The organism is Marinobacter sp. es.042, assembly GCF_900188315.1.
Classification (GTDB): Bacteria; Pseudomonadota; Gammaproteobacteria; order Pseudomonadales; family Oleiphilaceae; genus Marinobacter.
Genome location: NZ_LT897781.1, coordinates 39398 through 64808, shown reverse-complemented (window position 1 = coordinate 64808; position 25411 = coordinate 39398). Strand labels below are relative to the sequence as shown.

At 57.5% G+C, this 25411-nt stretch carries 28 protein-coding genes; 18 read left to right on the top strand and 10 right to left on the bottom strand.

What is annotated here, in order from left to right:
* Positions 1-15 precede the first annotated feature (15 nt).
* On the top strand, positions 16-1548 hold the full coding sequence (locus CFB02_RS00370; RefSeq protein ID WP_088556355.1) for a cryptochrome/photolyase family protein: 1533 nt from the start codon (positions 16-18) through the stop codon (positions 1546-1548).
* A 29-nt stretch (positions 1549-1577) separates the two neighbouring features.
* Here the strand turns inward: CFB02_RS00370 and CFB02_RS00365 are convergent, their stop codons facing one another.
* Positions 1578-3266 carry an HAD family hydrolase gene (locus CFB02_RS00365; RefSeq protein WP_088556353.1) on the bottom strand — a complete coding sequence of 563 codons (1689 nt, stop codon included), beginning with the start codon at positions 3264-3266 and terminating at the stop codon, positions 1578-1580.
* Between the two features lie 126 nt (positions 3267-3392).
* Here CFB02_RS00365 and CFB02_RS00360 point away from each other — a divergent pair, with 126 nt between their 5' ends.
* The 4 genes from CFB02_RS00360 to CFB02_RS00345 all read left to right on the top strand — a co-directional run bounded on the left by CFB02_RS00360 (position 3393) and on the right by CFB02_RS00345 (position 6585).
* On the top strand, positions 3393-4232 hold the full coding sequence (locus tag CFB02_RS00360) for a cytochrome c oxidase assembly protein (RefSeq protein WP_088556352.1): 840 nt from the start codon (positions 3393-3395) through the stop codon (positions 4230-4232).
* On the top strand, positions 4229-4825 hold the full coding sequence (locus CFB02_RS00355) for an SCO family protein (RefSeq protein ID WP_088556351.1): 597 nt from the start codon (positions 4229-4231) through the stop codon (positions 4823-4825). The genes CFB02_RS00360 and CFB02_RS00355 overlap by 4 nt, the downstream gene beginning before the upstream one ends.
* 99 nt (positions 4826-4924) lie before the next feature.
* Positions 4925-5071: a DUF2256 domain-containing protein gene (locus CFB02_RS00350; RefSeq protein ID WP_075267585.1), complete on the top strand. Its 147-nt coding sequence runs from the start codon at positions 4925-4927 to the stop codon at positions 5069-5071.
* Positions 5068-6585, top strand: coding sequence for an FAD-binding domain-containing protein (locus tag CFB02_RS00345; protein ID WP_088556349.1), 1518 nt, complete (start codon positions 5068-5070; stop codon positions 6583-6585). The genes CFB02_RS00350 and CFB02_RS00345 overlap by 4 nt, the downstream gene beginning before the upstream one ends.
* Before the next feature lie 14 nt (positions 6586-6599).
* Here the strand turns inward: CFB02_RS00345 and CFB02_RS00340 are convergent, their stop codons facing one another.
* The gene (locus CFB02_RS00340) at positions 6600-7127 is read right to left on the bottom strand and encodes a hypothetical protein (protein WP_227519277.1); all 528 of its coding nucleotides are present in this window, start codon (positions 7125-7127) and stop codon (positions 6600-6602) included.
* A gap of 318 nt (positions 7128-7445) precedes the next feature.
* On the opposite strand from CFB02_RS00340, the gene CFB02_RS00335 reads away from it, so the two are divergent.
* Genes CFB02_RS00335 through CFB02_RS00325 form a run of 3 tightly spaced genes read left to right on the top strand, consistent with a single transcriptional unit; the run spans position 7446 to position 9272 of the window.
* Positions 7446-7775, top strand: a complete 330-nt coding sequence (locus CFB02_RS00335; protein WP_227519276.1) for a hypothetical protein — start codon at positions 7446-7448, stop codon at positions 7773-7775.
* Between the two features lie 48 nt (positions 7776-7823).
* Positions 7824-8561: a HupE/UreJ family protein gene (locus tag CFB02_RS00330; protein WP_172835787.1), complete on the top strand. Its 738-nt coding sequence runs from the start codon at positions 7824-7826 to the stop codon at positions 8559-8561.
* A gap of 15 nt (positions 8562-8576) precedes the next feature.
* Positions 8577-9272, top strand: a complete 696-nt coding sequence (locus CFB02_RS00325) for a hypothetical protein (protein ID WP_088556343.1) — start codon at positions 8577-8579, stop codon at positions 9270-9272.
* A gap of 85 nt (positions 9273-9357) precedes the next feature.
* Here CFB02_RS00325 and CFB02_RS00320 read toward each other — a convergent pair whose 3' ends face one another.
* Genes CFB02_RS00320 through CFB02_RS00310 form a run of 3 tightly spaced genes read right to left on the bottom strand, consistent with a single transcriptional unit; the run spans position 9358 to position 12375 of the window.
* Positions 9358-10101 (bottom strand): copper resistance protein B, encoded by a 744-nt coding sequence (locus tag CFB02_RS00320; protein ID WP_088556342.1) that lies wholly within the window; start codon positions 10099-10101, stop codon positions 9358-9360.
* The gene (locus CFB02_RS00315; protein ID WP_088556340.1) at positions 10098-11834 is read right to left on the bottom strand and encodes a copper resistance system multicopper oxidase; all 1737 of its coding nucleotides are present in this window, start codon (positions 11832-11834) and stop codon (positions 10098-10100) included. The genes CFB02_RS00320 and CFB02_RS00315 overlap by 4 nt, the downstream gene beginning before the upstream one ends.
* Positions 11835-11847: 13 nt before the next feature.
* Complete coding sequence (locus tag CFB02_RS00310; protein ID WP_088556338.1) at positions 11848-12375, bottom strand: cupredoxin domain-containing protein; 528 nt, start codon at positions 12373-12375, stop codon at positions 11848-11850.
* Positions 12376-12576: 201 nt separating this feature from the next.
* Between CFB02_RS00310 and CFB02_RS00305 the strand changes: the two genes are divergently transcribed.
* The 4 genes from CFB02_RS00305 to CFB02_RS00290 all read left to right on the top strand — a co-directional run bounded on the left by CFB02_RS00305 (position 12577) and on the right by CFB02_RS00290 (position 15779).
* A complete protein-coding gene (locus CFB02_RS00305; RefSeq protein ID WP_088556336.1) occupies positions 12577-13242 on the top strand; it encodes a response regulator transcription factor in 666 nt (221 codons plus the stop codon).
* Positions 13229-14584 (top strand): sensor histidine kinase, encoded by a 1356-nt coding sequence (locus tag CFB02_RS00300; RefSeq protein ID WP_088556333.1) that lies wholly within the window; start codon positions 13229-13231, stop codon positions 14582-14584. Before CFB02_RS00305 ends, CFB02_RS00300 begins: the two co-directional genes overlap by 14 nt.
* A complete protein-coding gene (gene cadR, locus CFB02_RS00295; protein ID WP_088556331.1) occupies positions 14581-15039 on the top strand; it encodes a Cd(II)/Pb(II)-responsive transcriptional regulator in 459 nt (152 codons plus the stop codon). Before CFB02_RS00300 ends, cadR begins: the two co-directional genes overlap by 4 nt.
* A gap of 86 nt (positions 15040-15125) precedes the next feature.
* Positions 15126-15779 (top strand): cation transporter, encoded by a 654-nt coding sequence (locus tag CFB02_RS00290; RefSeq protein ID WP_088556330.1) that lies wholly within the window; start codon positions 15126-15128, stop codon positions 15777-15779.
* Here CFB02_RS00290 and CFB02_RS00285 read toward each other — a convergent pair.
* Complete coding sequence (locus CFB02_RS00285) at positions 15776-16693, bottom strand: AEC family transporter (RefSeq protein WP_088556329.1); 918 nt, start codon at positions 16691-16693, stop codon at positions 15776-15778. The two genes, CFB02_RS00290 and CFB02_RS00285, sit on opposite strands and share 4 nt — an antisense overlap.
* 122 nt (positions 16694-16815) lie before the next feature.
* Positions 16816-17415, bottom strand: coding sequence for an NAD(P)H:quinone oxidoreductase (wrbA, locus tag CFB02_RS00280; RefSeq protein ID WP_088556327.1), 600 nt, complete (start codon positions 17413-17415; stop codon positions 16816-16818).
* Positions 17416-17581: 166 nt separating this feature from the next.
* Here wrbA and trhA point away from each other — a divergent pair, with 166 nt between their 5' ends.
* Both trhA and CFB02_RS00270 read left to right on the top strand, forming a co-directional pair.
* Positions 17582-18277, top strand: a complete 696-nt coding sequence (trhA, locus tag CFB02_RS00275; RefSeq protein WP_088556326.1) for a PAQR family membrane homeostasis protein TrhA — start codon at positions 17582-17584, stop codon at positions 18275-18277.
* Positions 18278-18336: 59 nt separating this feature from the next.
* Positions 18337-18795: an EVE domain-containing protein gene (locus CFB02_RS00270; protein WP_088556324.1), complete on the top strand. Its 459-nt coding sequence runs from the start codon at positions 18337-18339 to the stop codon at positions 18793-18795.
* 24 nt (positions 18796-18819) lie between these two features.
* Here CFB02_RS00270 and CFB02_RS00265 read toward each other — a convergent pair whose 3' ends face one another.
* Positions 18820-20172, bottom strand: coding sequence for a hypothetical protein (locus CFB02_RS00265; RefSeq protein WP_088556323.1), 1353 nt, complete (start codon positions 20170-20172; stop codon positions 18820-18822).
* A 220-nt stretch (positions 20173-20392) separates the two neighbouring features.
* On the opposite strand from CFB02_RS00265, the gene CFB02_RS00260 reads away from it, so the two are divergent.
* Positions 20393-21214 (top strand): ion transporter, encoded by an 822-nt coding sequence (locus tag CFB02_RS00260; protein ID WP_088556321.1) that lies wholly within the window; start codon positions 20393-20395, stop codon positions 21212-21214.
* 1 nt (position 21215) lies between these two features.
* On the opposite strand, the gene CFB02_RS00255 is transcribed toward CFB02_RS00260, so the two are convergent.
* Positions 21216-21587 carry a SirB2 family protein gene (locus CFB02_RS00255; protein WP_088556319.1) on the bottom strand — a complete coding sequence of 124 codons (372 nt, stop codon included), beginning with the start codon at positions 21585-21587 and terminating at the stop codon, positions 21216-21218.
* 170 nt (positions 21588-21757) lie between these two features.
* On the opposite strand from CFB02_RS00255, the gene fabA reads away from it, so the two are divergent.
* On the top strand, positions 21758-22267 hold the full coding sequence (gene fabA, locus CFB02_RS00250) for a bifunctional 3-hydroxydecanoyl-ACP dehydratase/trans-2-decenoyl-ACP isomerase (protein ID WP_008169354.1): 510 nt from the start codon (positions 21758-21760) through the stop codon (positions 22265-22267).
* Positions 22268-22278: 11 nt separating this feature from the next.
* Positions 22279-23490 carry a beta-ketoacyl-ACP synthase I gene (gene fabB, locus CFB02_RS00245; RefSeq protein ID WP_088556317.1) on the top strand — a complete coding sequence of 404 codons (1212 nt, stop codon included), beginning with the start codon at positions 22279-22281 and terminating at the stop codon, positions 23488-23490.
* Between the two features lie 6 nt (positions 23491-23496).
* Here fabB and CFB02_RS00240 read toward each other — a convergent pair whose 3' ends face one another.
* Positions 23497-23853: a helix-turn-helix transcriptional regulator gene (locus tag CFB02_RS00240; RefSeq protein ID WP_014578227.1), complete on the bottom strand. Its 357-nt coding sequence runs from the start codon at positions 23851-23853 to the stop codon at positions 23497-23499.
* Positions 23854-24011: 158 nt separating this feature from the next.
* Between CFB02_RS00240 and yegQ the strand changes: the two genes are divergently transcribed.
* Positions 24012-25334: a tRNA 5-hydroxyuridine modification protein YegQ gene (gene yegQ / locus CFB02_RS00235; RefSeq protein ID WP_088556316.1), complete on the top strand. Its 1323-nt coding sequence runs from the start codon at positions 24012-24014 to the stop codon at positions 25332-25334.
* Positions 25335-25411 lie beyond the last annotated feature (77 nt).

Sequence of the window (25411 nt, the reverse complement as noted above, 5' to 3'; positions counted from 1 at the left end):
GAAGGATTCCCCAGCATGGCTAACCTGATTCTGATTCTCGGCGACCAGTTAACGAGAAACATCAGCGCTCTCGACAACGCCGACAAGGACCGGGATCTGGTGGTGATGGCCGAAGTCCATGAGGAAGCCAGCTACACCAATCACCACAAGAAGAAAATCGTGCTGCTGTTCAGTGCCATGCGTCACTTCGCCCGGCAACTGGAGAGCGATGGCTGGCAGGTTCATTACCAAACCTATCACCCGGACAACGAACACCAGAGCCTTGAAGCAGTGGTTGGCGAACAGCTCAAGCGGATCGGTGCAGAGAAAGTAATCACCACGGAGTGTGGCGAATGGCGGTTGCATGAACAGATCAGTGGCTGGCACGAACGCCTTGGCGTGCCAGTTGAGATTCGGCCAGATGCACGGTTCATTGCCACCAAGCAGGAATTTGCCGACTGGGCGGAAGGCCGCAAGCAGTTGCGGATGGAATTCTTCTACCGGGAGATGCGGCGCAAGACCGGTTTGTTGATGACATCCGACGGCGAGCCCGAGGGTGGCCAGTGGAATTTCGATGCGGACAACCGAAAGAAATGGACCGGCAAGCCGCCAGCCCCCGCACCATTCCGGATAGAGCCCGATGCCATTACCCAAGAGGTTATCGCCCGGGTGGATGAGCACTTCAGCGATCACTTCGGCACCACCGACGATTTCCATTTTGCCGTTACCGCCGAAGACGCGCAGGCGGCGCTCGAGCACTTCATCGATTATGCCCTGCCCTGCTTCGGCGACTATCAGGACGCGATTTCGGACAACGAGGATTGGCTATTTCATTCCATACTGTCGCCCTACATCAATTCCGGGCTTCTGGATCCGGTGGCGGTTTGCGAGGCGGCCGCTCAGGCGTGGTATTCAGGCCGTGCACCGATCAATGCGGTGGAGGGATTTATCCGTCAGATACTGGGCTGGCGCGAGTTCGTGCGGGGCATTTACTGGATGAACATGCCGGGATATGCCAAAGAAAACCGTCTGGGCAACACCCGTGCCCTGCCCTGGTTCTACTGGACCGGGGACACGAAAATGCGGTGCATGCACAAGGCCATTGATGCCACCCGCCGCAACGCGTACGCCCACCATATTCAGCGCCTGATGGTTACCGGCAACTTCGCGCTGCTGGCGGGCATCAAGCCGGAGGAAATCTGTGACTGGTACCTGGCGGTATACGCCGATGCCTATGACTGGGTGGAACTGCCCAACGTGCTGGGGATGGTCATGCACGCGGATGGCGGCTACCTGGGCTCAAAGCCCTACGCCGCCAGCGGCAGGTATATCCAGCGCATGTCGGACCATTGCGCCAACTGCCATTATAAGGTGAACAAGGCCACCGAAGATGACGCCTGCCCGTTCAACGCCCTGTACTGGCATTTCATCGATCGGCATCGGGACGACTTTGCCAAAAACCCGCGCATGGGCATGATGTACCGGAACTGGGACAAGCAGAAGCCCGAGAAACGGGAAGCGCTGCTCCGGCGCGCGGAGAATCTGATCGCCACGATTGAAAAGCTCTAGGTCAGAACATTTTCGTCCTGATCTTTTCCTCAGGGCGGCCCGACTTCGCAGGCCAACACCAACGCCCAGAACTCCGAGAAGTCATTGACCACCACATCCGGCTTGTCCGGATGCTTGTGAGTACCCGGAAAAATCTTGTTCAGCCAGGGCAGATCCCACTGGGCCCCGTTGAAGAATACGGAGGTCAGGCCCGCGCGCTTGGCGGCAATGACGTCAGTCGTGCTATCGCCCACGTACCACACACTGGGGTCAGGCGGATAATCCAGTTTCTGGACAGCCAGCAGCAACTGATCCGGGTGGGGCTTGCGCAGGGGTGTATCGTCGCCGCAGACGTTGACATCAAACAGATGCGTCCACCCGGTATCCTCCACCGCCGCCAGTTCATGCTCGAAAAACTCGCGGTCCCGGTTGGTAATGACACCCACCTGGATGCCCAGCCGCCGTAACCCTTCCAGAACTTCCCGCACCTTAGGCTCAAACGCCTTCACGGTACCGTAGTGTTTCCGGTAATGGTGATTGAACGCCTGATGGGCAATCTGCTTGGCTTCCTGATCGTCCCCGAACAACACCTCAAAGATATCGGTTCGGGAAATCTTTCGGTCTGCCTTCACCTTCGGATGCAGCTTCGCAAACTCCCGCACGTAGGCAACCAGCTTCACATCTTCCGGAGTTTTGCTGTCTTCCGGCGCCACCATGCGGTCCATCAGTTTGAGTTTGTGGAAATCCGGCAGCATGTCGTCCACCGCGTGGTACATGGCGTCGAGGGTGTCTACCAGGGTGGCGTGCCAGTCGAACAGGATGACTGCCGGACGGATGAGCTTGACCACCGCCGGGTGCCAGTCCGGCTCAATCCTCGGCTCGGGTCGCTGTGGCGGCGGAAACGGCCGGGGGCGAACCTCAGCAGGCGTTTGTTCGAAGGCCTCCGGCTGGCTCCGCTCAAGCAGGGCTAAAAGGTCCATGAGGTCCTCAAAGCTGTCCAGAATGGCTGCGGGCGCGTCCCGGTGCGAGAACCAGCTGTCGATCCGGCCAGATTCCCAGCAGGCGCCGTTGTAGAACACGCCCGACACGCCAGCATTGTTGGCGGTGAGCATATCGACGTAGCTGTCGCCCACATACCAGGCCTTTTCATCCGCTGGCAGACCGAGTTTTTCAAGCGCCTTGAGAATCACCTCGGGGTCGGGCTTGTACTCGGTTACGTCGTCGGCACAGACCGTGGCATCGAACAGGCGTCGCCATCGGCCTTCGTCAACCGTCTGTAATTCCCGGTCCAGGAATTCGCGGTTCCGATTGGTCGAAACCGCCAGGCGGATACCCATCGCTTTCAGGGCGCTGAGGTACTCATACGCGCCAGGTTGAAACGGTTTTACCTGCCCGAAATAACGGCGGTAGGCCTCGTTGTAGGCCTTGTGGGCAATCAGCTTGGCTTCTTTGTCGTCGCCAAAGATGGCATTGAAAATGTCCGTTCTTGAAACCCGCCGCTCTGCCAGAATACGCGGATGCAGGCGCCGGAAGATCCGGATGTAGCGCACCAGACGCGCGTCGTCGCCGGTACGGCATTTATCCTCCGGCAGCAGCCGCTCCACGAGCCCCAGCTCTTCCAGTTGCGGCAGCATATCTTCCATGGCACTGAACATGGCATCGTGGGTGTCTACGAGGGTGCCGTGCCAGTCAAAGATCAACACCGACGGTGCTGAAATGGAATCGCAAAATCGGGCCATGCTCCGCCTCCATCAGAAGTTGCCTTAAGTCGACCTTGAAATCCGCCGCCGGGCCGGCAAAACTCAGCGGTACTGACAAGAAAGATAAACCCGGTTTCCACTGCGTGCACGCATCGAGTCTGATCCATGCCAGTATCGAGCTACCTGCTGCCCTACGATTTCTCTCCCCTGACTCTGCTCAGCTATATGTTGGTGCTCGGGTTCTATGGTGTTGCGCTACTGAGGATGCCAGAGCAGGACCGGCCGGGATCGGGCCGGATCGTTACATTCACACTTGGCGTTATGCTCTGCTATGCGGTGATGCAGACCCGGTTCGACTACTACTCCCAGTACATGTTTTTCGTTCACCGGGGACAACACCTGATTCTTCACCACCTGGGGCCAATTCTGATTGCGCTGTCCAATCCGCTGCCCGTGATGCGATTCTGGTATCAGAGGATCTCCCCGTCTGTGCGTTATTGGCTGCAACCTCTGGGGTGGCTTTACCGCCTATTGCAGCAACCCCTGATCGCCTCGGTTCTGTTCGTGGGACTGATCTACTTCTGGCTCTGGCCGCCCATCCATTTTGACGCCATGCTCAGCCGGCAGCTTTACTGGATCATGAACTGGAGCATGCTGCTGGACGGCCTGCTGTTCTGGTGGCTGATCTTCGATCCCCGTAGCCCTGCAGTCACGAATGCGCTTGGCTACGGGAAACGTATCCTGCTGCTGGCGCTGGTGGCGATACCCCAGATGATTCTTGGCGCCTGGATCGTATTTTCCAGGGGCATGGTGTATGACGTATACGAGGTCTGCGGCCGGGCATGGCCGATGCCTCCGGAAACGGACCAGTTGCTGGGCGGCCTGCTGACCTGGATTCCACCGGCCATGATGAGCATCATCGGCATCCTGATTGTGCTTCGCCGGGCCATGCATGAAGATGGCAAATTCCCGAAAAGCCGCTCTCTGGCGGGAGGTAACGCATGAGCAGAATACGGCTACTCTGGCTGATTTTCGTGGTACTGATGTTCACCGGCTGCACCGGGAATGATGAAAGCTGGCATGGCAAAGACATCTCAGGCCTGATGCCCGAGCTTGAGTTCCAGCTCGAGGGCACTGATGGGAATACCGTGACTCCCGCTGACTCACGGGGCACCATCCGGCTGTTGTACTTCGGCTTCACCTCCTGCCCGGATGTCTGTCCGACCACGCTGACCGATCTTCGCCAGTCCGTTGGTCAGCTGCCCGAAGAGTATCGGGACGATGTAACAACCCTGTTCGTCAGCGTTGACCCGCGCAGGGATACGCCGGAACGCCTGGCCAGCTACGTGGATTTTTTCGGTGATCGGGTTGTTGGCATGACCGCGGAAGAACCCGCGCTTCGAGAGCTCACCAAACGGTATCGAACAACCTTCGGTTACGACAAGCCCGACGCCCGAGGCAACTACAACGTCTCCCACAGCAGCGCCGTTTACGTGTTCGATCGCCGTGGCAACGCCCGGCTGCTATTACGCCCCGGCCTGTCGCCCGAGCAGATCAGTGAAGATCTGGCCCAGCTGGCCCGGGAATCAAACTCCTGAGGCTCATACTCCCCGCAGCCATGGGCGCTGATCCCGCCCTGCGACGCAGACGTAGAAAGCCATACATCGAAAACCATTCATCCCGAACGGAAGAGCCTGGTGCCCCACAAAAAGCTGAATCTCCCTGAAAAGACCTGTCCGGTCTGCCAGCGGCCCTTCGCGTGGCGCAAAAAGTGGGCAAAGGACTGGGAAAATGTCCGCTACTGCAGCGAACGTTGCCGGCGCGAGAGGAACGCATCCACATGACGACCGTTGTGTGGTTCAAGCGCGATTTGCGTGCACGGGATCATGCCCCCCTGGCGGCGGCAGCCAGCCTGGGAGAGCCAGTCATTCCGTTGTATGTTATCGAGGATGAGTACTGGCAACTGCCGGATACCAGCGGCCGGCAGTGGGCGTTTATCCGGGATTCTCTGGACGACCTGGACCGACAGTTGCGCAAGGCCGGAAGCCAGTTGCTGGTGATTCGAGGGTCGGTGACCGATGCGTTGAAGCAGCTTCAGGCCCGCCAGGGCATCAACCGCATCTTCTGCCATCAGGAAACCGGCGGACACTGGACCTTCGAGCGAGACAGGGCGGTAATTGGCTGGTGTTCGGAAAACCAGGTGGAATTCCGTGAGTGGAACCAGTTCGGTGTGGTTCGCCGCCTGAGCGACCGGGATGTCTGGGACAGGGCGTGGACCGAGCTGATGCGCCAGCCAGTGCTGGAGGCTCCGACTGCAATCCCGACATCGGATACCCTGAAGACCGATTGGGCTGCCGACAATGGCCAGGGTTTCGAAGTGCCAGACTCATGCCCGGACCGCCAGATGGGGGGCAGCGCAAGAGGAGAAAAGCTCCTCGGCTCCTTCCTGGATCGCCGCTGCGTCGGTTACCAGTACAACATTTCCAGCCCGAACACCGCCGTCAGGGCCTGTTCGCGCCTGAGTCCGTATATTGCCTACGGCACCGTCAGCCTGCGGGAGATCTACCAGGAGGCCAAGGCCACCGGCAACCACCGCAACACCCTGCCCCGAAAAAAGAAAAGCCTGACCAGCTTCCGCTCCCGGTTGCACTGGCATTGCCACTTCATCCAGAAACTGGAAGACGAGCCGGAGTTGGAGTTCCGGGCCATGCACCGGGAAATGGAGGCGTTGAAAACCGGGCCCAATGATTCCGAGCGACTGCAACGCTGGCAGGAAGGCCAGACCGGATGGCCCCTGGTGGACGCCAGCATGCGTGCACTGGCCCACTCCGGCTGGATCAACTTCCGGATGCGAGCTATGCTGATGGCAATCGCCAGCTACCAGCTGTGGCTGCACTGGCGCGATCCGGCCCTTCACCTGGCCCGCTTGTTTACCGATTTCGAGCCGGGCATACACTACTCCCAGACCCAGATGCAGTCCGGCCTGACCGGCATCAACGCCCTGCGAATCTACAACCCGGTGCTGCAGAGCCAGAAACTGGACCCGGAGGGCGAGTTCATCCGGCGGTGGATTCCCGAGCTGGCCGGCGTGCCCAGCGAAATGATCCACACGCCCTGGTTAATGACGCCACTGCAAAAGGAACGATACGGCGGTAACACCTATATCGCACCTGTCAGCGACCACGAGCAGGCAGCCCGTGTAGCCCGCAAGGCGGTGGGCGACTTCAGGAAACAGAGCGTCAGCCGGGCAGAGACAGATCGGGTGCTGCAGCGTCATGGCAGCCGCAAAGGCCCCGTGCAGAAACGACCCGATCTGCCATCGAAGAGCCAATCAGACCAGCTATCCCTGTTTGACTAACCGGCGCCGGAACCTTATTTGCGGTACATCTGCCGCTGGTGCTCAAGCATCTGTTCCATCATCAGCTGCATCTGATTCATCCGGTTCTCCATCATCTCCAGACGCTGCTCGTTGTCCATACCCGGACCACCCGAACGATTGCCCTGGGCATTGCCGGACTGTTTTTTACCCTGACCTTGGTTGTTCATCATGCCCTGGTTGTTCATCATGCCCTGGCCACTACCCATCATTTCCTGACCGTTGCCCATCATGCCCTGGCCCATCATACCGGGCCCCATCATGCCGCCACGCATCATCTGCATGTGCTCCTGCATGTACTCCATGTGTTGCTGGCGCAGTCTCTGTCGTTCAGCGTTGGAGTTGGCGTTTCGCATTTCCTGCATCATGGCCTGCATGCGTGCCATGTTTTCATTCATCTGCTGCACTTGTTCCTGGCTCATCATGCCAGCACCTGGCATTTGCCCTGAGTTGCCCTGAGCAAAGGCAAAGGCAGGCAAGGCAACGAACACGGAACAGGCAACGAAACGACTTAATCTGTTCATGAGATCCTCCTTATTGGCTGCAACAATGTGCATCACCATGAGTAAAGACCATGAAACTGAATTGAAACTGAAAAGTATCCATCAAGAGTGGTTAACAGCATACAGATTGATCTGGGTCATCCAGTTGAACCGCAAACGTTTAAGAGCAATCACATTTCATTGTTTTAATTCCTTAAAAACTGGCTGGGAATGGTATTCTCTCGTTACCAACCATTGCATCGCCCCGTTGCGGATTAACGCACTTACGGAGCTTGAGTTCAGAAGCTGGTTCTTATGATTACGGCCGTTAACCGTAAAAAAAGAATACCGATTATTGTCATGCTGATTGCTCTCATCGGCCTGACCTTCTCAGTCATGGGAGAAACGTTATCCCATGGAGTACCGGAGCTGACTGAAGCCAACATCCTGCACGAAGGCGCTCACGGCCACAGTCATGATCATCACAGCCAGAGCGCGCAAGACCATCAAGACCGACACTCTCATCATGACTCTGGCAATCACTCCCACGAGTCTGCAGACAGGTTGAAAATGCCGGTATTCTCCAACCTGACACCTTCACTCCGGCGCCCTGTTCCCTTTGCTAAAGAGAATCCCCGCAGTTTTCGTTACCGGCTCGACCGCCCTCCGAAGCTCTACAAGATTGTCTGAGCAATGCTGCCTTAGCAGCTGAACGAAAACCCATTCTACGGAGTTACTATGCTGTCAACTTTGCTTGGCAAACCTCGCCACTGGGCGTGGGTTGCTGCCGGCGGAAACCGTTTTTTCTGGATATTCCTGACACTGGGCCTGCTCGGCCTCAGCGCTGATGCGTTGGCCCATGCCGTCGCCCAGGGCGACAAGGGATACATTCAGGAGATTACCGGCATAAACCTGATTGCTTTTACCTACCTCGGTGCCAAACACATGGTTACCGGTTACGACCACCTGCTGTTTCTGCTGGGGGTCATTTTCTTCCTGTACCGCATGCAGCACATCGCTATCTACGTGAGCCTGTTTGCCCTCGGGCATTCCACCACGATGCTGCTGGGCGTGTACTTCAACGTCGGCATTAACAGCTACATCATCGATGCGATTATCGGCCTGTCGATAGTGTACAAGGCACTGGACAACATCGGCGCCTATCAGCGCTGGTTTGGCTTTCAGCCCGACACCAAGGCCGCCACGCTTATTTTCGGGCTCTTCCACGGTTTTGGGCTGTCCACCAAGATCATCGAATACGACATCTCGCCGGACGGGCTGATCCCGAACCTTCTTGCCTTCAACGTAGGTGTGGAAATCGGACAGCTCATCGCCCTCGCCATGATCCTGATTGTGATTAGCTTCTGGCGCAAAACCGACGGCTTTTTCCGCCACGCTTACACCGCCAATGTCGCCATGATGAGCGCAGGCTTCCTGCTCTTCGGTTATCAGCTCACCGGTTACTTTGTCGCTTAATTCTGGAGATTCGCTATGTACAACACCGATATACCCAACCGTGAAGCATTGCCCAGTACTGCCAAACTGATTCGATCGACAATCATTGCTGCCATCGTGGCACTGGTCCTCCTGGTTACCGTGGTAATGCCCGCTGAGTACGCCCTGGACCCTACCGGCGCGGGCCAACTGCTCGGATTGACCGAAATGGGAGAAATCAAGGAGCAGCTCGCCGAGGAAGCCGCCGCTGACGCGGCAGCTGAGATGGTTGCCGTACAATCGTCGGCCGATCAGAAAACTCAGGAAGTGTCGGCGCCTGTCGTGGCCGAAGCCATTGACGAGCCCGCTCCCTCGCCCGAAATCGAGACTGCGTCGGCCGAGCCAGAGCCTGCGACTGAACCAGAAGTTGCGAAGCCGCAATGGCAAGATGAAGTGCGCGTGGTTCTGACGCCGGGCGAGGGAACCGAATTCAAACTGACTATGGAAGAAGGTGCTGTGGCCCGTTTCTCCTGGGTATCTGAGGGTGGCCCGATCAATTACGACACCCACGGCAACGGCAGCGGACAATCCATTTCCTACGAGAAAGGGCGAGGTGTTCCTGAAGATGAAGGAGAGCTTGAAGCCGCTTTCACCGGCGACCACGGCTGGTTCTTCCGGAACCGCAACGACAACGAGATTACCCTGGTGCTCCGCACTGGCGGTGATTATGGACAGTTGAAAAAAGTACTCTGAGGCGCGAACGTGCAGGGATCTGCACGTTTAGCCGGACTTCATAGCCTGCCGGGGCGAGTTCTGCCCCGGCAGGCTATCCAGAAGATCAGAAAGCGATTCGCGCGCCAATCACGGCAAACCAGTCTTCCGTGCTTCCGCCTCCGGCTTCTGCCAGATCCGCGGTGTCGCCATACTTGCGCTCGTGTACCACGCCGACGTAGGGAGAGAAGGCACGGTCAATCAGGTCATAACTCAGCCTCAGCCCCAGCTCGGTGGAATTGAGTCCTTTGCCGACGCCAATCTCCCGATCCTCGGAAAACGCCACAAGGGTCTCGAACGAAGCAGACAGAATCCAGAAGTTGGTGACCAACAACTCGTATTCCGCCTCAAAGTCCGCGGAGGCGTCGCCTTCATCGCTGATGTAAAGGTTGGTGTCCACCTCGAACCAGTAGGGTGCCAGCCCGGTGAGCCCAAGCACGCCATAGACGCGGTCCGGACCTTCCGGAGTATCTATGCGAATCCCGGCTTTGGCATCCCAGAAATCATCCACCGGAGTCTGGGCAACAAACTGGTTTTCCAGGGTTTCCCAGGCATTGTGAGCCTCTTCCCACTCGCCTTCGAACAACCAGCGGAATTTCAGTTCATCAGTGCCATAAAAGGCATCGCCTTCAATGACCGCCAGCTCCTCGCTCGAGTCACTGTACCGGTACTCAAGCTTCTCGGCGGACACCCCCCAGAAGGTCTTCGCCGTCTGGGTCTTTTTGGCCGGATCGTCCTGGGCAACCGCTGGTGTGGACATGGCAGTCACGGCCAGAGCCAGACCGCACATAGAGGCTGTCAACCGACTCATGATTCACCTCCCTGTGTGCCGCCTGGCTTGCCCTCGGCAACGGTGCTGTCCGGGCCACCTTCAACCACGATCTTGCGGAACATGCCGGAGGCGGCGTGGTAGGAAAGATGGCAATGGAACGCCCACTCACCCGGTGCATCCACCTCCGTTTCCATATGGACAGTGGTGGCCGGCGCCACGCTGATCACGTGCTTCAACGGGTTCCACTTGCCCTCACCCACATCAAGGATCGACCACATACCGTGCAGGTGCATGGGGTGGGTCATCATGGTCTCGTTGACGAACTTGAAGCGGACCCGCTCGCCATACTGAAGGACGATGGGATCGGCGTCCTCATACTTGATGCCGTTGATGCTCCACTCATAGCGCTCCATGTTGCCAGTAAGGCGCAGTTCAATCTCGCGGGTTGGCTCGCGGTGTTCGTACAACGGGTTCTGTGCCCTGAGATCGGCGTAGGACAGGAATTTTCCACCATTGCTGGCGGTGGGCATCAACCCGCTGCCTCTGGCATAAAAGGGATCTTCCGGCATGGAAGCTCCATCGCCCCCGCCCATACTGCCATGGCCCATGGCACTGTGATCCATCCCGGCCATTTCACCACCGTTCATGTCGTCTTGGTTCATGCCGGCCATGGCGTCTTCACTCATGTCGCCATGATTCATAGCGCCGTGGTCCATGCCACCGTGATCCATATGCCCGGCCATATCGGCCATGGTCAGCAATGGCGCCTCTCGAAGTTCCGGCACTTCTGCCGTCATTCCCTCTTCCGGCGCAAGAGTCCCCCTGGCAAAGCCCGAGCGGCCCATGGATTCGGCAAAGATGGTGTACGCTTTCCTATCCTTGATGCGAACGATCACATCGTAGGTTTCCGCCACGCCAATGCGGAACTCGTCCACGTTCACCGGCTGGACATTGTTGCCATCGGCCTGGACCACGGTCATTTCCAAACCGGGAATGCGAACGTCAAAATAGGTCATGGCGGAAGAGTTGATGAAGCGCAGACGGATCCGTTCACCCGGCTCGAAAAGCCCGGTCCAGTTCTGCTCCGGCCCCTTGCCGTTGATCAGTGCGGTAAAACCCTGCACATCTTCGATATCCGCTTTCATCATGCGCATATCGCCCCACATCATCCGATCCCGCAACGCTGCCATGAAACCTTTCTCGCCAGACTCCGCGAAGAAGTCCCCTACGGTCTGCTGCTGGCGGTTGTAGTAATCGGCAGACATTTTCAGGTTCCGCATGATGCGATCACCGGAATGGGGATGCTTGTCGGTGAGTTGCACCACGAATTCCCGATCGTAGCGGAACGGCTCGCGACCTTTCGGTTCAATCACGATGGCGCCGTAGGCCCCATTGGGTTCCTGGAACCCGGAATGGCTGTGAAACCAGTAGGTGCCGGCCTGAACAATCGGAAACTGATAAGTGAAGGTTTCGCCCGGTTTGATACCTGCAAAACTGATCCCGGGCACGCCGTCCTGCTCAAACGGAAGGATCAGTCCGTGCCAGTGGATGGACGTCATCTCATCCAGATTGTTGGTTACATTGATGGTCACCTCTTCCCCTTCTTTGAACCGCAGTACCGGTCCGGGTGAGGCGCCGTTGTAACCAATGCCTTCCTTGACGAAATCGCCGGTATCGATCTGTACCCGATCCACCGAAATATTGTACTCAGCGGCACTGGCCGCCATGGAGAATAAACCACCAAAAATGGCGGCCAGCATTCGCTTTTTCATGGAGTGGGCCTGCTTATTCAAAATCAATGTCGCCGTACATACCGGCCTGATAGTGCCCAGGCACGTTACAGGCAAACTCGATGTCGGCTTTTTCGGTGAAGGTCCAAACGATCTCTTTGTTCTCACCCGGCTCCAGCAGAACGCTGTTGGGATCGTCATGTTTCATGGAGTGACCGTCGCCCATGTCCATTTCCATCATCTCGCGATCAATGTGATCGCCCTTGAGCACGCCGTGCTCAACCATCATCTGCATTTCCTTCTGGTGGGCTTCATGCATCGACGGTGTACCAATATTGAACTCGTGCACGAGCCTACCCTTGTTCTGCACAACAAAACGAACGGTTTCACCGGCTTTTACATCGATGGACTCCGGCTCGTAGTAATTGTCGTGCATCTTCACGTTGATGGTTCGGGTGGCTTCAGCTGCCTTCCCGGGTTCACCACTGCCTGTTCCATGCCCACCGCTGTGGGCACCGGCAGCAAAAGCAGTCGCGGACATCGACACTGAGGCCGCAAGAACCAGAAACTTTGATGCATTCATCTCGTCTTCTCCTATGGAATAATGGGATATATATGCCCGATTATTTCCGTTGAAACTTGAGCAATATCCAGAATCGATAAGTACCATCGCTCACCAACCTGAATCCTTTCTGAAAATGACGAATTATTTAGCGTTCAGGCTGGGTTCAGGTAAAAGCGGGACACTGGCACGCTCTGCCATACCTGCAGCAAGGGGACACGAATGCGTTTACTGCTCGTCGAAGATGACCGGCTGCTTGCGGACGGCCTGACCAGCCAGCTGGAAAAGGCGGGATTCAGCGTGGATACCACCTCCTCCGCCAGAGAAGCGTCGGCGCTGGCCGATCACGAGGAATATCGCGCCGTGGTTCTGGATCTCGGACTGCCAGACGGAAATGGCCTGGACGTGCTCCGGAAATGGCGAACGCGTGGCATCAGCTTTCCGGTGCTGATTCTGACCGCCCGCGGTGACTGGCAGGACAAAGTGAACGGTCTGAAGGCCGGGGCCGACGATTACCTGGCCAAACCTTTCCAGACCGAGGAGCTGATTGCGCGGCTGAACGCCATCGTTCGCCGTAGCGAGGGGCGGGTGCATTCACTGGTAAAGGCCGGCCATTTCGAACTGGACGAGAATCGCCAAAGCCTGAAACTGGCCGATGGCACAGAGCACAGCCTCACCGGAACCGAATTCCGGTTGTTGCGTTGCCTGATGAGCCGGCCAGGGCATGTTTTCTCGAAAGAACAGCTCATGGAACAGCTGTACAGCCTGAACGACACCCCCAGCGAAAACGTCATTGAGGCCTACATTCGCAGGCTCCGGAAACTGGTAGGCACCGACACCATCTCGACACGACGTGGCCAGGGGTATCTGTTTAATGATCTGGTTTAAAAAACCGGTATCGGTCAAGGGAACGCTACTGGCACTGCTGCTGCCGGCCGGCATTCTTCTGATGGCTCTCGCATGGCTGGTGCACGGGCTCCTACTTGACCGGATGTCCCGCCAATTTGTGGAAACCCGGCTCAAAGACGAAGTCGCTTTTCTGGAACACCAGATTCGCGATTCCAGTGGTCGGCTGGACACCCTACAGACCGGTGATTATTTCCAGGAAGTTTTTCACCACGCATTCGTTATCCATTCCGACACCCGGACCATTATCTCCCCCGAGAATTGGGCGCCGTTGTTGATGCCACTGGTGAAGTCCGGCGAGGAAGGTACACTGCGCGTCAGTGGCGCCGAAATTGCGGAGGCGCCCTCGGATATCCTTGCTTACAGGAAGTCCTTTCGCGTGGACGACCAGCCCATCGTGGTGATCGTTTCCGAAGACCTTGGTGCCTTGAGCCGGAGCCAGGCCGAGCTTCACGCCTGGACGGCCGTTGTTTCCCTGCTGCTGATCCTGCTGCTGGTTGGCGTTCTCTGGCTGGGCATCAACCTGTCCATGCGCCCCGTGGTGAGCCTCAAGGCCGCATTAAAGCGACTGCAGGATGGCGAGATATCGCGGATTGATGTCAGGGCCCCCGAGGAGTTCCAACCTCTTGTACTGCAGCTCAACCACTTGCTCGACTCATTGGACCAGCGCCTGGAGCGCTCCCGGGATGCGCTGGCAAATCTCTCCCACAGCGTTAAAACGCCCATCGCTGCCGTTCGCCAGATTCTGGAAGATACTGACCGCCCGCTCCCCAACAACCTCAGACAACAAATGGCCGGCAGGCTCGATGATATCGACAGACAACTTGAAGCAGAAATGCGGCGCAGCCGGTTCGCTGGTCCACAGGTTGGCAAAAGCGCCTATCCTCTGAAGCAGGCCCGGGACCTTCTCTGGATGCTCGGCCGGCTGTATCCGGCAAAATCCTTTGAAATGTCGACCGTACTGACCGAAGAACGACGCTGGCCTATCGAAGAGCACGACTTGAATGAGGTGCTGGGCAACCTTCTGGACAACGCCGGCAAGTGGTCCGCCAGATTTGTTGAACTTGGCCTGGAAGAGGATGGGCAAGGATTTATCATCACGGTTGAGGACGATGGCCCCGGAATTCCTCCCAACGCGCTGAACACCCTTGGCACCCGCGGTCTGCGTCTGGACGAACAAACGCCTGGTCACGGCCTTGGGCTGGCCATCGTGAGAGAGATTACAGAACGCTATAGTGGTACCCTACATTTCAGCTCAGGCTCGACCGGAGGATTCAAGGCAACGGTCCATGTTCCGGGTACCACCGGGGGGATAAGGCAGTGAAAATCGGTGAACTTGCCAAGACAACGACTATTCCCGTTGAAACCATCCGATACTACGAAAAGATCGGTCTGCTACCAGAACCGGACAGGGACAACAGTGGCTACCGCTCTTACCGCACTGTCCATCTGGACCGTCTTCTCTTTATCAAACGCTGCCGCAATCTGGATATGGCCCAAGAGGAGATTCGCGAGCTGATCCGACTGGCCGAGCAACCGGAAGCCGATTGCAGCCAGGTGGACGCTCTGCTGGCTCGCCATCTGAATCACGTGCGCGAACGCCTGAAGGAACTGGAGAGCCTGGAAGAAACGCTCGTGCAGCTTCAGGAAGCCTGTACAGACGGGCGCACCGTGCGTGAGTGCGGCATTCTCGGCGGGCTTAGCTCGGTGCTCGAGACCCCGGAGCCCGAGGATCGCCACAATCACGTTCCCGGCACCCATGGGCCGGGCCAGCACTGACGCGTCCTGAGAATTTGCACTGCAACTGTTGACCCTGTAGCTACTACAGGGTTTTTAATAGAGACAGTCGATCACAGGAGGTCTTTATGGCGTGCAGTTGCTCCGCCCCCGAACCCAAATCCCCTGCTCCCGGCTTTCGCAAGGCCTTATGGATTGCGCTCTGGGTGAACCTGGGCATGTTCTTTGTCGAGGGCATCGCCAGCCTGTCATCCGGTTCTGTCTCACTGATGGCGGACGCCATCGATTTCTTTGGCGACAGCGCCAACTACATCCTGTCCCTGACCGTGCTCTCCATGGGAATGTTGTGGCGCGGCCGGGCAGCCATGGTCAAGGGTATTACCATGACGGCATTCGGCCTGGTGGTCTGGGCACGGGCAGTCTGGGTGGTGCAGGCGGGCATAACACCAGAGCCGCTGACCATGGGCGCGGTTGGCCTGCTGGCACTGGCCGCTAATGTAAGCGTGGCCGCAATGCTGTTCAAATTTCGTGAAGGGGATTCGGACATGCGCTCGGTCTGGCTGTGCAGCCGAAACGATGCCATCAGCAACATCGCCGTTATGGTGGCTGCGCTCGGCGTGTTCGGTACCGGAACCGCTTGGCCCGACCTGATTGTGGCGGCCATCATGGGCACCCTTGCGATTACAGCCGGCATCAGCGTGATGCGCCATGCCCGCAGCGACATTGCCCAAGCCAGGGCCAGTGAAGCGCAACCAGCAGCTACAGCATCGAGCAGCCGCTAGAACGCCAGGGAGATCATTACCGGGATAAACGCCAGGGCAAACAGCGTGGTAAGCAACACCGTACCCGCTGCCTGCCTCGGCGAGGTATCCAGCAGCGTGGCGATAACCACGGTGTTAGCGGCAATCGGGGTGATCGAGATGAGGAACATGGCCTTGTGGACCGCTGGCTCATATATGCCCAGCACTGCTGAATCAACCCACCAGAACACAATCGCCACCAGTGGCCAGATCACGAACTTCCCGAAAAACGCCAGCGCGGTGAAACGGACATTGCCCGCCAGCCCACGAAAGCTGGTGATGCTCATGCCGATGATCATCATGCCCAGAATGCTGTAGGCCCCGCGCAGGTTCTCAAACAGTGGCACGAAGATATCAGGAATCCCAACACCCGCCAGATTCAGGGCAATCGCCGCCAGGAAGGCATAGACAGACGGGAGTTTCAGCACCCGCCAGAGCGCATCCTTGATGCTGTAGCGTCCCCTTGCCGCCAAATAGAAGCCCACGGAGTTCTCGAACAGCGTGGTGCCCAGCATGCACACGATGTAGAGCCCGAGCCCCTCTTCACCGAACAGCAACAACGCAACCGGAACCCCGAAGTACCCGGTGTTACCGGAACCCACACACAAGGGGATGATGTTGGCACTGCCGTCGGAGAGCACCCTCTTTGCCAGCTTTAATTGCACAATTCCCAGAACAGAAGAAATCCCGAATACCAGAAAGGGCAGCAGGATGACTTCGGGAGAAAGCGGCGCTGCCATAACACCGGAAAACACCACGGATGGTGTCACGATGTAGAGCATGATGCCGGCTATATGGCGACCACTGGCCTCAAGATAGCGACCGGCCACCCAGCCCAGGGCCACCGTTACATAGAGCGGTATAAGTTTGAAGAAGAGAGCAAAGGCTGCGGCCATCAGGACTCCGTGAGGAAAGGGGAAACTAGAGCGACAGGTGCCGGAGTTTAGCAAAAAAAAAGGGCAGCAAGCTCTCGCCTGCCGCCCTGAAAAACGCTCAACGCTTTGCTAAAACCTCAGTATCATCCGTGCAGCTTTACTGCCAGTTCGGCAACGTGCTTGCCCTGGAAGCGGGCAATGGCGAGTTCCTTTTCACTCGGTTGCCTGGAGCCATCGCCACCGGCGATGGTTGAAGCGCCATACGGCGTTCCGCCATTTACTTCAGAGATATCGAAGAACTCGGGAATGCCATACCCGAGGGGCACAATCACCATGCCGTGGTGCGCCAGGGTGGTCCAGAAAGAGCTGATCGTGTGTTCTTGCCCGCCCCCGGTGCCGGTAGACGTGAACACGCTGGCTACTTTGCCGTGGAGCTTGCCTTCAGCCCACAAGCCGCCCGTCTGGTCCAGAAAGGTACGCATCTGGCCCGCCATGTTGCCAAAACGAGTGGGCGTGCCGAAAATCACCGCGTCGTATTCTGCCAGTTCTTTCGGATCAGCCACTGGCGCTTCCTGATCCGACTTTCCGCCAGCACTGACAAATGCTTCGTCACCCATCGTCTCGGGCACGCGCTTGATGGTCACATCGACACCGTCAACGCCTTTAGCGCCGTCGGCAATGGTGTTTGCCATCGTCTCGATATGGCCATACATGGAATAATAAAGCACAAGCACTTTTGCCATGAGAAGAACCTCCCGTGTCTTAAAATCGATATACGAATGCTAACCAGAGGCAGACTCGAGAGAAATCGGAAGTTTTCCGACAGGTTATTCAGTTTTTCTGAACAGCCCCTCAGGATGGTCACTCTCGGCCATTGCGTACACGTGTACGCTCAAGTATTTTATTGCCATGACACATCAGGAAGACCATTCAGTGACAGCGACAGCAACTCCATCCCCGGTACCCAATACCCATCACCGCATTGAGGAATGGCTGAACAGTGCCACCCACGGGCTCGGCGCCATCCTGAGCGTTATCGGAACCGCGGCCTTGATCATTGGCGCCAGCCAGTTCGGGGATATCTGGAAGATAGTCAGCTTCAGTATTTTTGGCGCTTCGCTGATCCTGCTATACCTGGCCTCCGCCCTTTATCACAGTGCCAGGCGACCGGAACTGAAAAGCGCCTTCAAGACCCTGGATCATTGCGCCATTTTCCTGCTGATCGCCGGTACCTACACGCCGTTCCTCCTGGTAAACATGCGCGGCACAGTGGGCTGGACGCTGTTTGCGGTGATCTGGTCACTGGCGATTACCGGGGTGGTGCTGAAGGTTATTTTCAAGAACCGGTTCAAACTGGCGAGGGTCGGCATCTATATCGCCATGGGCTGGTTGATCACTTTCGCATCTTCCGATCTGGTAGCCAACCTGAGTGAGACCGCCCTGAACCTGACGATTGCCGGCGGCGTTGTCTACACCGCCGGCGTCGCCTTCTACCTGGCTGACCGCATACCTTACATGCATGCGATCTGGCACCTGTTCGTGATCGGCGGCAGCGCCTGCCACTTCAGTGCCATCTACTATGGCGTGCTGCCTTTCAGCGGCTGAACCGAGTACTGTCCTTATTTACCGATGCTTGCGGTACCCGCAGACAATTGGAGTAATTGATGACGAAGTGGCTGGTTAAATCAGAACCTGCAGAATGCGGCATTGAGGATTTTGCGAAAGCCCCGAACGGGGTGATCCCCTGGGATGGCGTGCGCAACTACCAGGCCCGGAATTTTCTGGCGCGCATGGCAGAGGGTGACGAGGTCTTTCTTTACCACTCCAGCTGCAAACACATCGGGATAGCCGGTATCGTAAAGGTCGTTCGCAGCGCCTATCCAGATCCAACCCAGTTTGATCCTGAATCACCCTATTTTGATGCCAAGAGCACCGCTGAGAAGCCTCGCTGGCAAGCCGTGGACATGAAGTACATTCGCACGCTGCCGAAACTGATCCCGCTGGATGAGCTGAAATCCATGGCCGGGCTCGAAGACCTGCCTTTGGTCCGCAAGGGTAACCGGCTCTCGGTGATGCCCGTGAGCGAGGAGGAGTGGCAGATAATCCTGGGCCAGGCTGGCTGACACCGGGGATCTGCCATCGGCTCGTCACTCGTCGTGGGGAATCGGGTCCGGGCTGCGATCCCAGCCCACGAGAGCCAGGGTTGCTACCACGCCTATCAGCAGCCCCATCCATGGCTCAAAGAACGCCAGAGCAGCGCCGATCAGAACCACCGTACCCCTTGAGGCATTGTCCCTCGGGATTGACATGGCGATGTAAGCACAGGCAAAACCGGTCAGTACGAGAGTCAGCGACAGCGCAACACCCAGCAGCGGTTTGAGCCCGGTCAGCAGCGGCAACAGGAAGTAGATGAACGGCAGGCCCATCAGGTAGTAGGAGGCCAGGCCACTGTGCAAGCTGTTCATGGCCTTAGGCCCCTGCTTCCAGCGCTGCACCACAATTACATGTACGCCAGTCCATACCGCTCCCTGAGTCGGGAAGAAGGGCGCCACAATACCCATGATGGCGTTACGGATCGACAGGGAGAAATGGGTGCGGTTCAGGTTAATATCCACGTGCTCGTCCTTGCGCACCTTCAAGCCGTCCCGCAACACTTCATTCCCGGTGACCAGATCGCCAAACAGGATAATGTAGGAAATCAGTGCCAGCGGAATACTCTGGAGAATCATTTCCTGGGACGGCCAACCTATGGCCAACGGCGAAACCTTCGCCAATGCCTCGCCCAGTGGGGGCACCAGGATTCCCCATTGAATATCGAAATTCACCTCGCCGACCAATGGCCCGACGATGGCCGCAGCCAGAAAGCCCGGCAGCAGGCCCAGGGCTCCCAGCATAAAGAAGAACCGGCTGCGCTCCTTGAGCTTCTGCATCGGAATGGAGAACGTGAATATCAGGCAGATGGCACAGGCAAGGCCCGTCGCGATGGGCTGTTCAAGCAGAAAGCGCTCGGCATCGTCCACGAACACCCGCTTGAGCGCGGCTATTGAGGCGCCGAGAATAATGCCGGCCTTGAGCGTATCGGGTAGCCAGATCACAAAGCGACGACCCAGGCCGGTTATTCCGAGAAACAGGACAAGCGAGGCAAACACCAGGCTCAGCGCGGTCATCGCCTGGAACCGGCTGACCGGGTCCTCGTAGCCCCCTATCACAAACGCCAGAATCAGGGGCAACGCGGGAGTAATCCAGCCGCCCGCGTAGGGCTCGCCGAAAACGATCACCGCCGAGGCAATCAAGGAGGCATGAATCATCGACAATGCAACGGCTTCTTCAAAACTGAGGCCGAAAAAGGCAGTCATCACGGGGATCAGGGCCAGGCCTGTGGCGGCCGAAACAAACAGCCCTTGCAAGAACTCGGACCAGCAAAGGCGCGTATGGTAGAACGGCACGCGGAACGTGAACGGCCCCCAGCGCCAGCCGGCTAACTCCGGTCTATCTTCCATGGAATGTCACTCGCTTTTTGATTTTTTTGTTTGCAAGTTGATTATGGGAAGGGTTTGCGAATCGCACGAATGAATATTTCTGATCAGCCTGAATAAATCCTGCTAATTACGTGCAGCCGCATACTATGCACCAAGGATCCCCTTTTGTTGAGGCTATCCAATTCCTTCCCTGGCCTTTAGAATTCGGCCTTCCCCGAATTATCTGGAGCCGTCGTCTGCCATGCCTTCCCAATTAAACCCCGCCTCCGGTTTCGAGAAACTCCGCCGCATTGAGTCCAGCAAGGTTTTCCAGGGCGCAGTCATCACCATCATCATCCTGTCGGCACTGACCATTGGCGCCAAAACCTATGATCTGCCTCCCCTGGTGGAGAAGTCGCTCATCGTGATGGACAACGCCATCACCCTGTTTTTCCTGCTGGAAATCCTGTTCCGATTCGGTGTGTGCACCAACAAGAAACGTTTTCTGTTCGACGGATGGAACCTGTTCGATACCCTGGTGGTCATCGGCAGCCTGATTCCTCTGGACAACTCCGAGGCGGTTCTGCTGGGACGTCTGTTGCGGGTATTCCGGGTGTTGCGCCTGGTGTCGGTGGTTCCGGAGCTCCGGTTCCTGATCAACTCGCTGCTAAAAGCGATTCCGCGAATGGGCTATATCGCCCTGCTGATGTTCATCATTTTCTACATATACGCGGCCATGGGTTCGATGTTCTTCGCCAGCGTGGACGAGGAGCTGTGGGGCGACGTGGCCATTGCCATGCTGACACTCTTCCGGGTGGCCACCTTCGAGGACTGGACGGATGTGATGTACGCCACCATGGAACAGTACCCGCTGAGCTGGGTTTTCTACATCACCTTCATATTCCTGACGGCGTTTGTTTTCCTGAATATGATGATCGGGGCGATTCTTGAGGTCATGAGCGAGGAGCAGAACGCCCAGCAGGCCCAACAGGCCCATGATGAGCGGGACGAGATTACCCGCCAGCTCCAGGCCGTTCAGGTACAACTGGCGGAGCTGACGAAGCAGATCAGCGAAAAGCGCTGACTCAGAACGGCTTGGCCAGGGCCAGATGAAGAATGGCCGTAAATTGCACCAGGGCCAGTACCGCAGCGGAAATTCGAACGGGCTTTCCGAGGGTGGTTTTCAGGGCAAACACGCCAGCAATGATATAGCCGACCAGCAAGACAATTTTGGCGATCAGCCACCCCGGCATGGCCGACGCGTACCCGGCGACAAACACCAGGGAGATCGCTGCCACCAACAGAATGGTGTCATTGATGTGGGGAATAAACCGCAACGGTGTCTCGCGCCAGCCCGGTTTTCCGACCGCGTCGAGCAGCAGGCGCAGGGCAAAGAGGATAATCGTAAGGTACGCGGTGGTCACGTGCAGGTGTTTCAGGATCATGTACGCGGTCATGGAAATTCCCTTGTTAACAGGCGTTTTGCCGCATTGTACGCAATCTGTCGGCAAGCAGGTATGGTTTGGCTTGCTCTGAAACCGGCAATCATCCACTAAAGGTCAATAGCAGCTCCCGAAATTCGAGCTAAAGTATGAGGAAATCATTTTGTAACAGAGACACTGGCACTATGAACCCGGATCATTTTGATAAAGAAGACCTGATCAAATGCGGCCATGGCGAGCTCTTCCCCGGCTCCATGCGCCTGCCCATCAACGAGATGCTGATGTTTGACCGCGTTACGCACATTGCGGACGACGACGGCCTATACGGCAAGGGCAGCCTGGTAGCGGAGCTCGACATCAATCCGGACCTGTGGTTCTTCAAGGTGCACTTCGTTGACGATCCCGTGATGCCGGGCTGCCTCGGCCTCGATGCCATGTGGCAGCTGGTAGGCTTCTTCCTCGCCTGGGGTGGCGGTGAAGGCAAGGGCCGCGCATTGGGCGCCGGTGAAGTGAAGTTCACCGGCCAGGTTTTGCCGACGGCCAAGAAAGTCACCTACCGCCTGGATCTCAAACGCGTGATCAGGCGCAAACTGACCATGGCAATTGCCGATGGCCGGATGGAGGTAGACGGCCGGGAAATCTACACAGCCAAAGACCTGCGGGTCGGCATGTTCACCTCGACCGATGATTTTTAGGAGTTAACAGGATGCGTCGTGTTGTAATCACCGGTATGGGCATTGTTTCCAGCCTTGGTACCAACCAGAAGGAAGTCGCGCAGTCACTCAGGGAATCCCGTTCTGGCATCGGCTTTAGCGAAGAAGCCCGGGACAATGGTCTGCGCAGCCACATCTGCGGCCAGATCAACCTGAACCTGCCCGAATTGATTGACCGGAAACTGTGGCGTTTCATGTGCCCCGCTTCCGGTTACACCTATCTGGCGATGCTTGAGGCTATCGAGCAGGCCGGGCTGACCGATGAGCACATCAAGGCCGACACCACCGGTATCATCTTTGGCCAGGGCGGTGCCTCAACGGTTGAACTGCTGGATTCCATCGATACCCATCGCGACCGCGGTATCCGCCGGGTTGGCCCCTATCGCGTGCCCCGGACCATGGGCAGTGCGATCAACGCGTCACTGGCAACCGGCTTTGGCATCCGCGGCATTAACTACGGCATCACCTCTGCCTGCGCTACCAGCGCGCATTCGATCGGCCATGCCGCCGATCTGATCGCTCTCGGGCGCCAGGATGTCATGTTTGCTGGCGGTGGCGAAGATATCCACTGGACCCTGAGCCTGCTGTTCGATGCCATGGGCGCCCTGTCGACGAAATACAACGACACGCCGGAACTGGCGTCACGTACTTATGACGCGCACCGTGATGGTTTCGTTATCTCTGGTGGTGGTGGTGTGCTGGCACTCGAAGCCCTGGAACACGCCGAGGCCCGAGGCGCAAACATCCTGGCTGAGCTGGTCGGCTTTGGCGCCACTTCCGACGGCGCTGACATGGTCGCCCCCAGTGGCGAGGGCGCTGTACGGTGCATGCAGCAGGCCATGAAAAACCTGGATGGTGAGATCAGCTACATCAACACTCACGGAACCAGCACCCCGGCCGGCGATATCACCGAGCTGAAAGCCCTGAAAGAGACATTTGGCGACAAGATTCCGCCGTTGAGCTCCACCAAACCCCTTTGCGGCCACGCTCTTGGCGCGGCGGGCGTACATGAGGCTATTTACAGCCTGATCATGCTGCGTGACGGCTTTATTGCTCCATCGGCAAATATCCAGGACCTTGATGAAGGGGCCGAAGGCTACCCGATCGTTCGGGAACGCATGGATAACCAGAAACTGGACCTGGTGATGAGCAACAGCTTTGGCTTTGGTGGTACCAATGCCTCACTGGTGTTCAAAAAAGTCTGATCCGGATCAGGATAGCCTGACAGAGCGGTATTCAGCCGGGGATGTCCCCATCCAGCGCTTGAAAGCCCGGCTGAATGCGCTCAACTCCGAAAAACCGAGCTGCTCGGCAATCTCCACCAGCGGTTTGGTCCTGTCCTGCATGTAGGTCAGCGCCTGCCTGCGGCGAACATCCTCCAGCAAACGGGCGAATGTCAGCCCTTCACGCTTCAGTTTCTTGTGCAACGTGTAGCGGCTCATATGCAGCTGCGACGCCACGACTTCCACACCAACTTTGCCACGAGCAAGCTGAACACTGATCAGGGAACTGACCCTGACACTCAGCGAAGCCCGCGCCACCTCTGGCGTCAGAGGCTTTGATGCCATCTGGAATTCCTCCTTTGCAACGCTTCGGCCCGAAAAGCCCGAACCGTGAGCGTACACATGTTAGCCGAAAATAATCAATAAGACCTTTGAGCAGGATCAAGGGAGCGGCCGACCGCATGCGGCAAAATGGCCCGTTTTCAGAATCGCCCGGAGCCACTATGAACACCCCGGAACTGCTCGCCCCCGCGGGCACCCCCGAACACCTTGAAACCGCCTTTGCCTATGGCGCCGATGCGGTCTACGCCGGCCAGCCGCGCTATTCGCTGAGAGTAAGAAACAACAGTTTCAAAGACGTTGCAGCGCTTGGCGCGGGCATTGAACGGGCCCACGAACTGGGCAAACAGTTCTACCTTGTCTCCAACATAGCACCTCACAACGACAAGGTGCGGTCCTATCTGAGAGATCTGGCGCCAGTACTGGAACAAAAACCCGACGCGCTGATCATGTCGGACCCCGGCCTGATCATGCTGGTGCGGGAAAAATGGCCAGACCAACCCATCCATCTTTCAGTACAGGCCAACGCGGTGAACTGGGCCACGGTAGAGTTCTGGCGGCGTCAGGGAATCAGCCGGGTCATCCTCTCCCGTGAACTGGCCCTGAATGAAATTCGCGAGATCCGCGAACGGGTCCCGGAGATGGAGCTCGAAGTCTTCGTTCACGGTGCCCTGTGCATGGCTTATTCTGGCCGCTGCCTGCTCTCGGGTTACATGAACCACCGGGACGCCAACCAGGGCGCCTGCACCAACGCCTGCCGCTGGAACTACAAACAGGTCCAGCACAGCCACGACCAGACCGGCGACCTGATCGCCACCTGCGGCGGCGGCGTACAGGAGGTGGAACCGAAAGAAATCCTGCTGGAAGAGCCTAACCGCCCGGGCGGATTCATACCCGCCTATGAGGACGAGCACGGCACCTACATCATGAACTCAAAGGATTTGAGAGCCGTCCAACACGTCGCTGAACTGGCAAAGATGGGCGTTCATTCCCTGAAAATCGAAGGCCGCACGAAGAGCACCTACTACGTGGCCCGCACCACCCAGGTCTACCGCCGCGCCATCGACGAGGCGATGCAAGGAAAGCCGTTCGACATGAACCTGATGGACGAACTCGAAGCCCTCTCCAACCGTGGCTATACCGAAGGCTTCCTCCGCCGCCACCTGCCACGGGAATACCAGACCTACGAACAGGGCTCCTCATTCCTCGGCACCCAGCAGGTGGTTGGCACCATTACCGACAAGGATGACCAGTGGCTGACCATAGACGTGAAAAACAAATTCGCGCCCGGCGACCAACTGGAACTGATCAGCCCGGCTGGCAACATCCGGTTCTCGGCTAATGTCATGGAAAACCGAAACGGCCAGGCCATGGACTATGCGCCGGGCAGCGGGCATATCGTGCGGATTCCGATACCTGCTGATCTTCCTCAGAATCTGGACCACAGCTACCTCACCAGAATATTGCCCTCGGCGCCTAGCAATTAGTCTGAGGCGGGGTGAGGGGGAAGTCTCCCCAGACTGTGTGTTGCCAGGGATGGCAACACCAAGCCCCCATGGATGGG

Excerpts from the sequence above, each read along its gene's own strand:
- CFB02_RS00370 (WP_088556355.1), top strand. The coding sequence starts at position 16 with ATGGCTAACCTGATTCTGATTCTCGGCGACCAGTTAACGAGAAACATC.
- CFB02_RS00365 (WP_088556353.1), bottom strand. The coding sequence starts at position 3,266 with ATGGCCCGATTTTGCGATTCCATTTCAGCACCGTCGGTGTTGATCTTT.
- CFB02_RS00360 (WP_088556352.1), top strand. The coding sequence starts at position 3,393 with ATGCCAGTATCGAGCTACCTGCTGCCCTACGATTTCTCTCCCCTGACT.
- CFB02_RS00355 (WP_088556351.1), top strand. The coding sequence starts at position 4,229 with ATGAGCAGAATACGGCTACTCTGGCTGATTTTCGTGGTACTGATGTTC.
- CFB02_RS00345 (WP_088556349.1), top strand. The coding sequence starts at position 5,068 with ATGACGACCGTTGTGTGGTTCAAGCGCGATTTGCGTGCACGGGATCAT.
- CFB02_RS00340 (WP_227519277.1), bottom strand. The coding sequence starts at position 7,127 with ATGAACAGATTAAGTCGTTTCGTTGCCTGTTCCGTGTTCGTTGCCTTG.
- CFB02_RS00335 (WP_227519276.1), top strand. The coding sequence starts at position 7,446 with ATGCTGATTGCTCTCATCGGCCTGACCTTCTCAGTCATGGGAGAAACG.
- CFB02_RS00330 (WP_172835787.1), top strand. The coding sequence starts at position 7,824 with ATGCTGTCAACTTTGCTTGGCAAACCTCGCCACTGGGCGTGGGTTGCT.
- CFB02_RS00325 (WP_088556343.1), top strand. The coding sequence starts at position 8,577 with ATGTACAACACCGATATACCCAACCGTGAAGCATTGCCCAGTACTGCC.
- CFB02_RS00320 (WP_088556342.1), bottom strand. The coding sequence starts at position 10,101 with ATGAGTCGGTTGACAGCCTCTATGTGCGGTCTGGCTCTGGCCGTGACT.
- CFB02_RS00315 (WP_088556340.1), bottom strand. The coding sequence starts at position 11,834 with ATGAAAAAGCGAATGCTGGCCGCCATTTTTGGTGGTTTATTCTCCATG.
- CFB02_RS00310 (WP_088556338.1), bottom strand. The coding sequence starts at position 12,375 with ATGAATGCATCAAAGTTTCTGGTTCTTGCGGCCTCAGTGTCGATGTCC.
- CFB02_RS00305 (WP_088556336.1), top strand. The coding sequence starts at position 12,577 with ATGCGTTTACTGCTCGTCGAAGATGACCGGCTGCTTGCGGACGGCCTG.
- CFB02_RS00300 (WP_088556333.1), top strand. The coding sequence starts at position 13,229 with ATGATCTGGTTTAAAAAACCGGTATCGGTCAAGGGAACGCTACTGGCA.
- CFB02_RS00290 (WP_088556330.1), top strand. The coding sequence starts at position 15,126 with ATGGCGTGCAGTTGCTCCGCCCCCGAACCCAAATCCCCTGCTCCCGGC.
- CFB02_RS00285 (WP_088556329.1), bottom strand. The coding sequence starts at position 16,693 with ATGGCCGCAGCCTTTGCTCTCTTCTTCAAACTTATACCGCTCTATGTA.
- wrbA (WP_088556327.1), bottom strand. The coding sequence starts at position 17,415 with ATGGCAAAAGTGCTTGTGCTTTATTATTCCATGTATGGCCATATCGAG.
- trhA (WP_088556326.1), top strand. The coding sequence starts at position 17,582 with ATGACACATCAGGAAGACCATTCAGTGACAGCGACAGCAACTCCATCC.
- CFB02_RS00270 (WP_088556324.1), top strand. The coding sequence starts at position 18,337 with ATGACGAAGTGGCTGGTTAAATCAGAACCTGCAGAATGCGGCATTGAG.
- CFB02_RS00265 (WP_088556323.1), bottom strand. The coding sequence starts at position 20,172 with ATGGAAGATAGACCGGAGTTAGCCGGCTGGCGCTGGGGGCCGTTCACG.
- CFB02_RS00260 (WP_088556321.1), top strand. The coding sequence starts at position 20,393 with ATGCCTTCCCAATTAAACCCCGCCTCCGGTTTCGAGAAACTCCGCCGC.
- CFB02_RS00255 (WP_088556319.1), bottom strand. The coding sequence starts at position 21,587 with ATGACCGCGTACATGATCCTGAAACACCTGCACGTGACCACCGCGTAC.
- fabA (WP_008169354.1), top strand. The coding sequence starts at position 21,758 with ATGAACCCGGATCATTTTGATAAAGAAGACCTGATCAAATGCGGCCAT.
- fabB (WP_088556317.1), top strand. The coding sequence starts at position 22,279 with ATGCGTCGTGTTGTAATCACCGGTATGGGCATTGTTTCCAGCCTTGGT.
- CFB02_RS00240 (WP_014578227.1), bottom strand. The coding sequence starts at position 23,853 with ATGGCATCAAAGCCTCTGACGCCAGAGGTGGCGCGGGCTTCGCTGAGT.
- yegQ (WP_088556316.1), top strand. The coding sequence starts at position 24,012 with ATGAACACCCCGGAACTGCTCGCCCCCGCGGGCACCCCCGAACACCTT.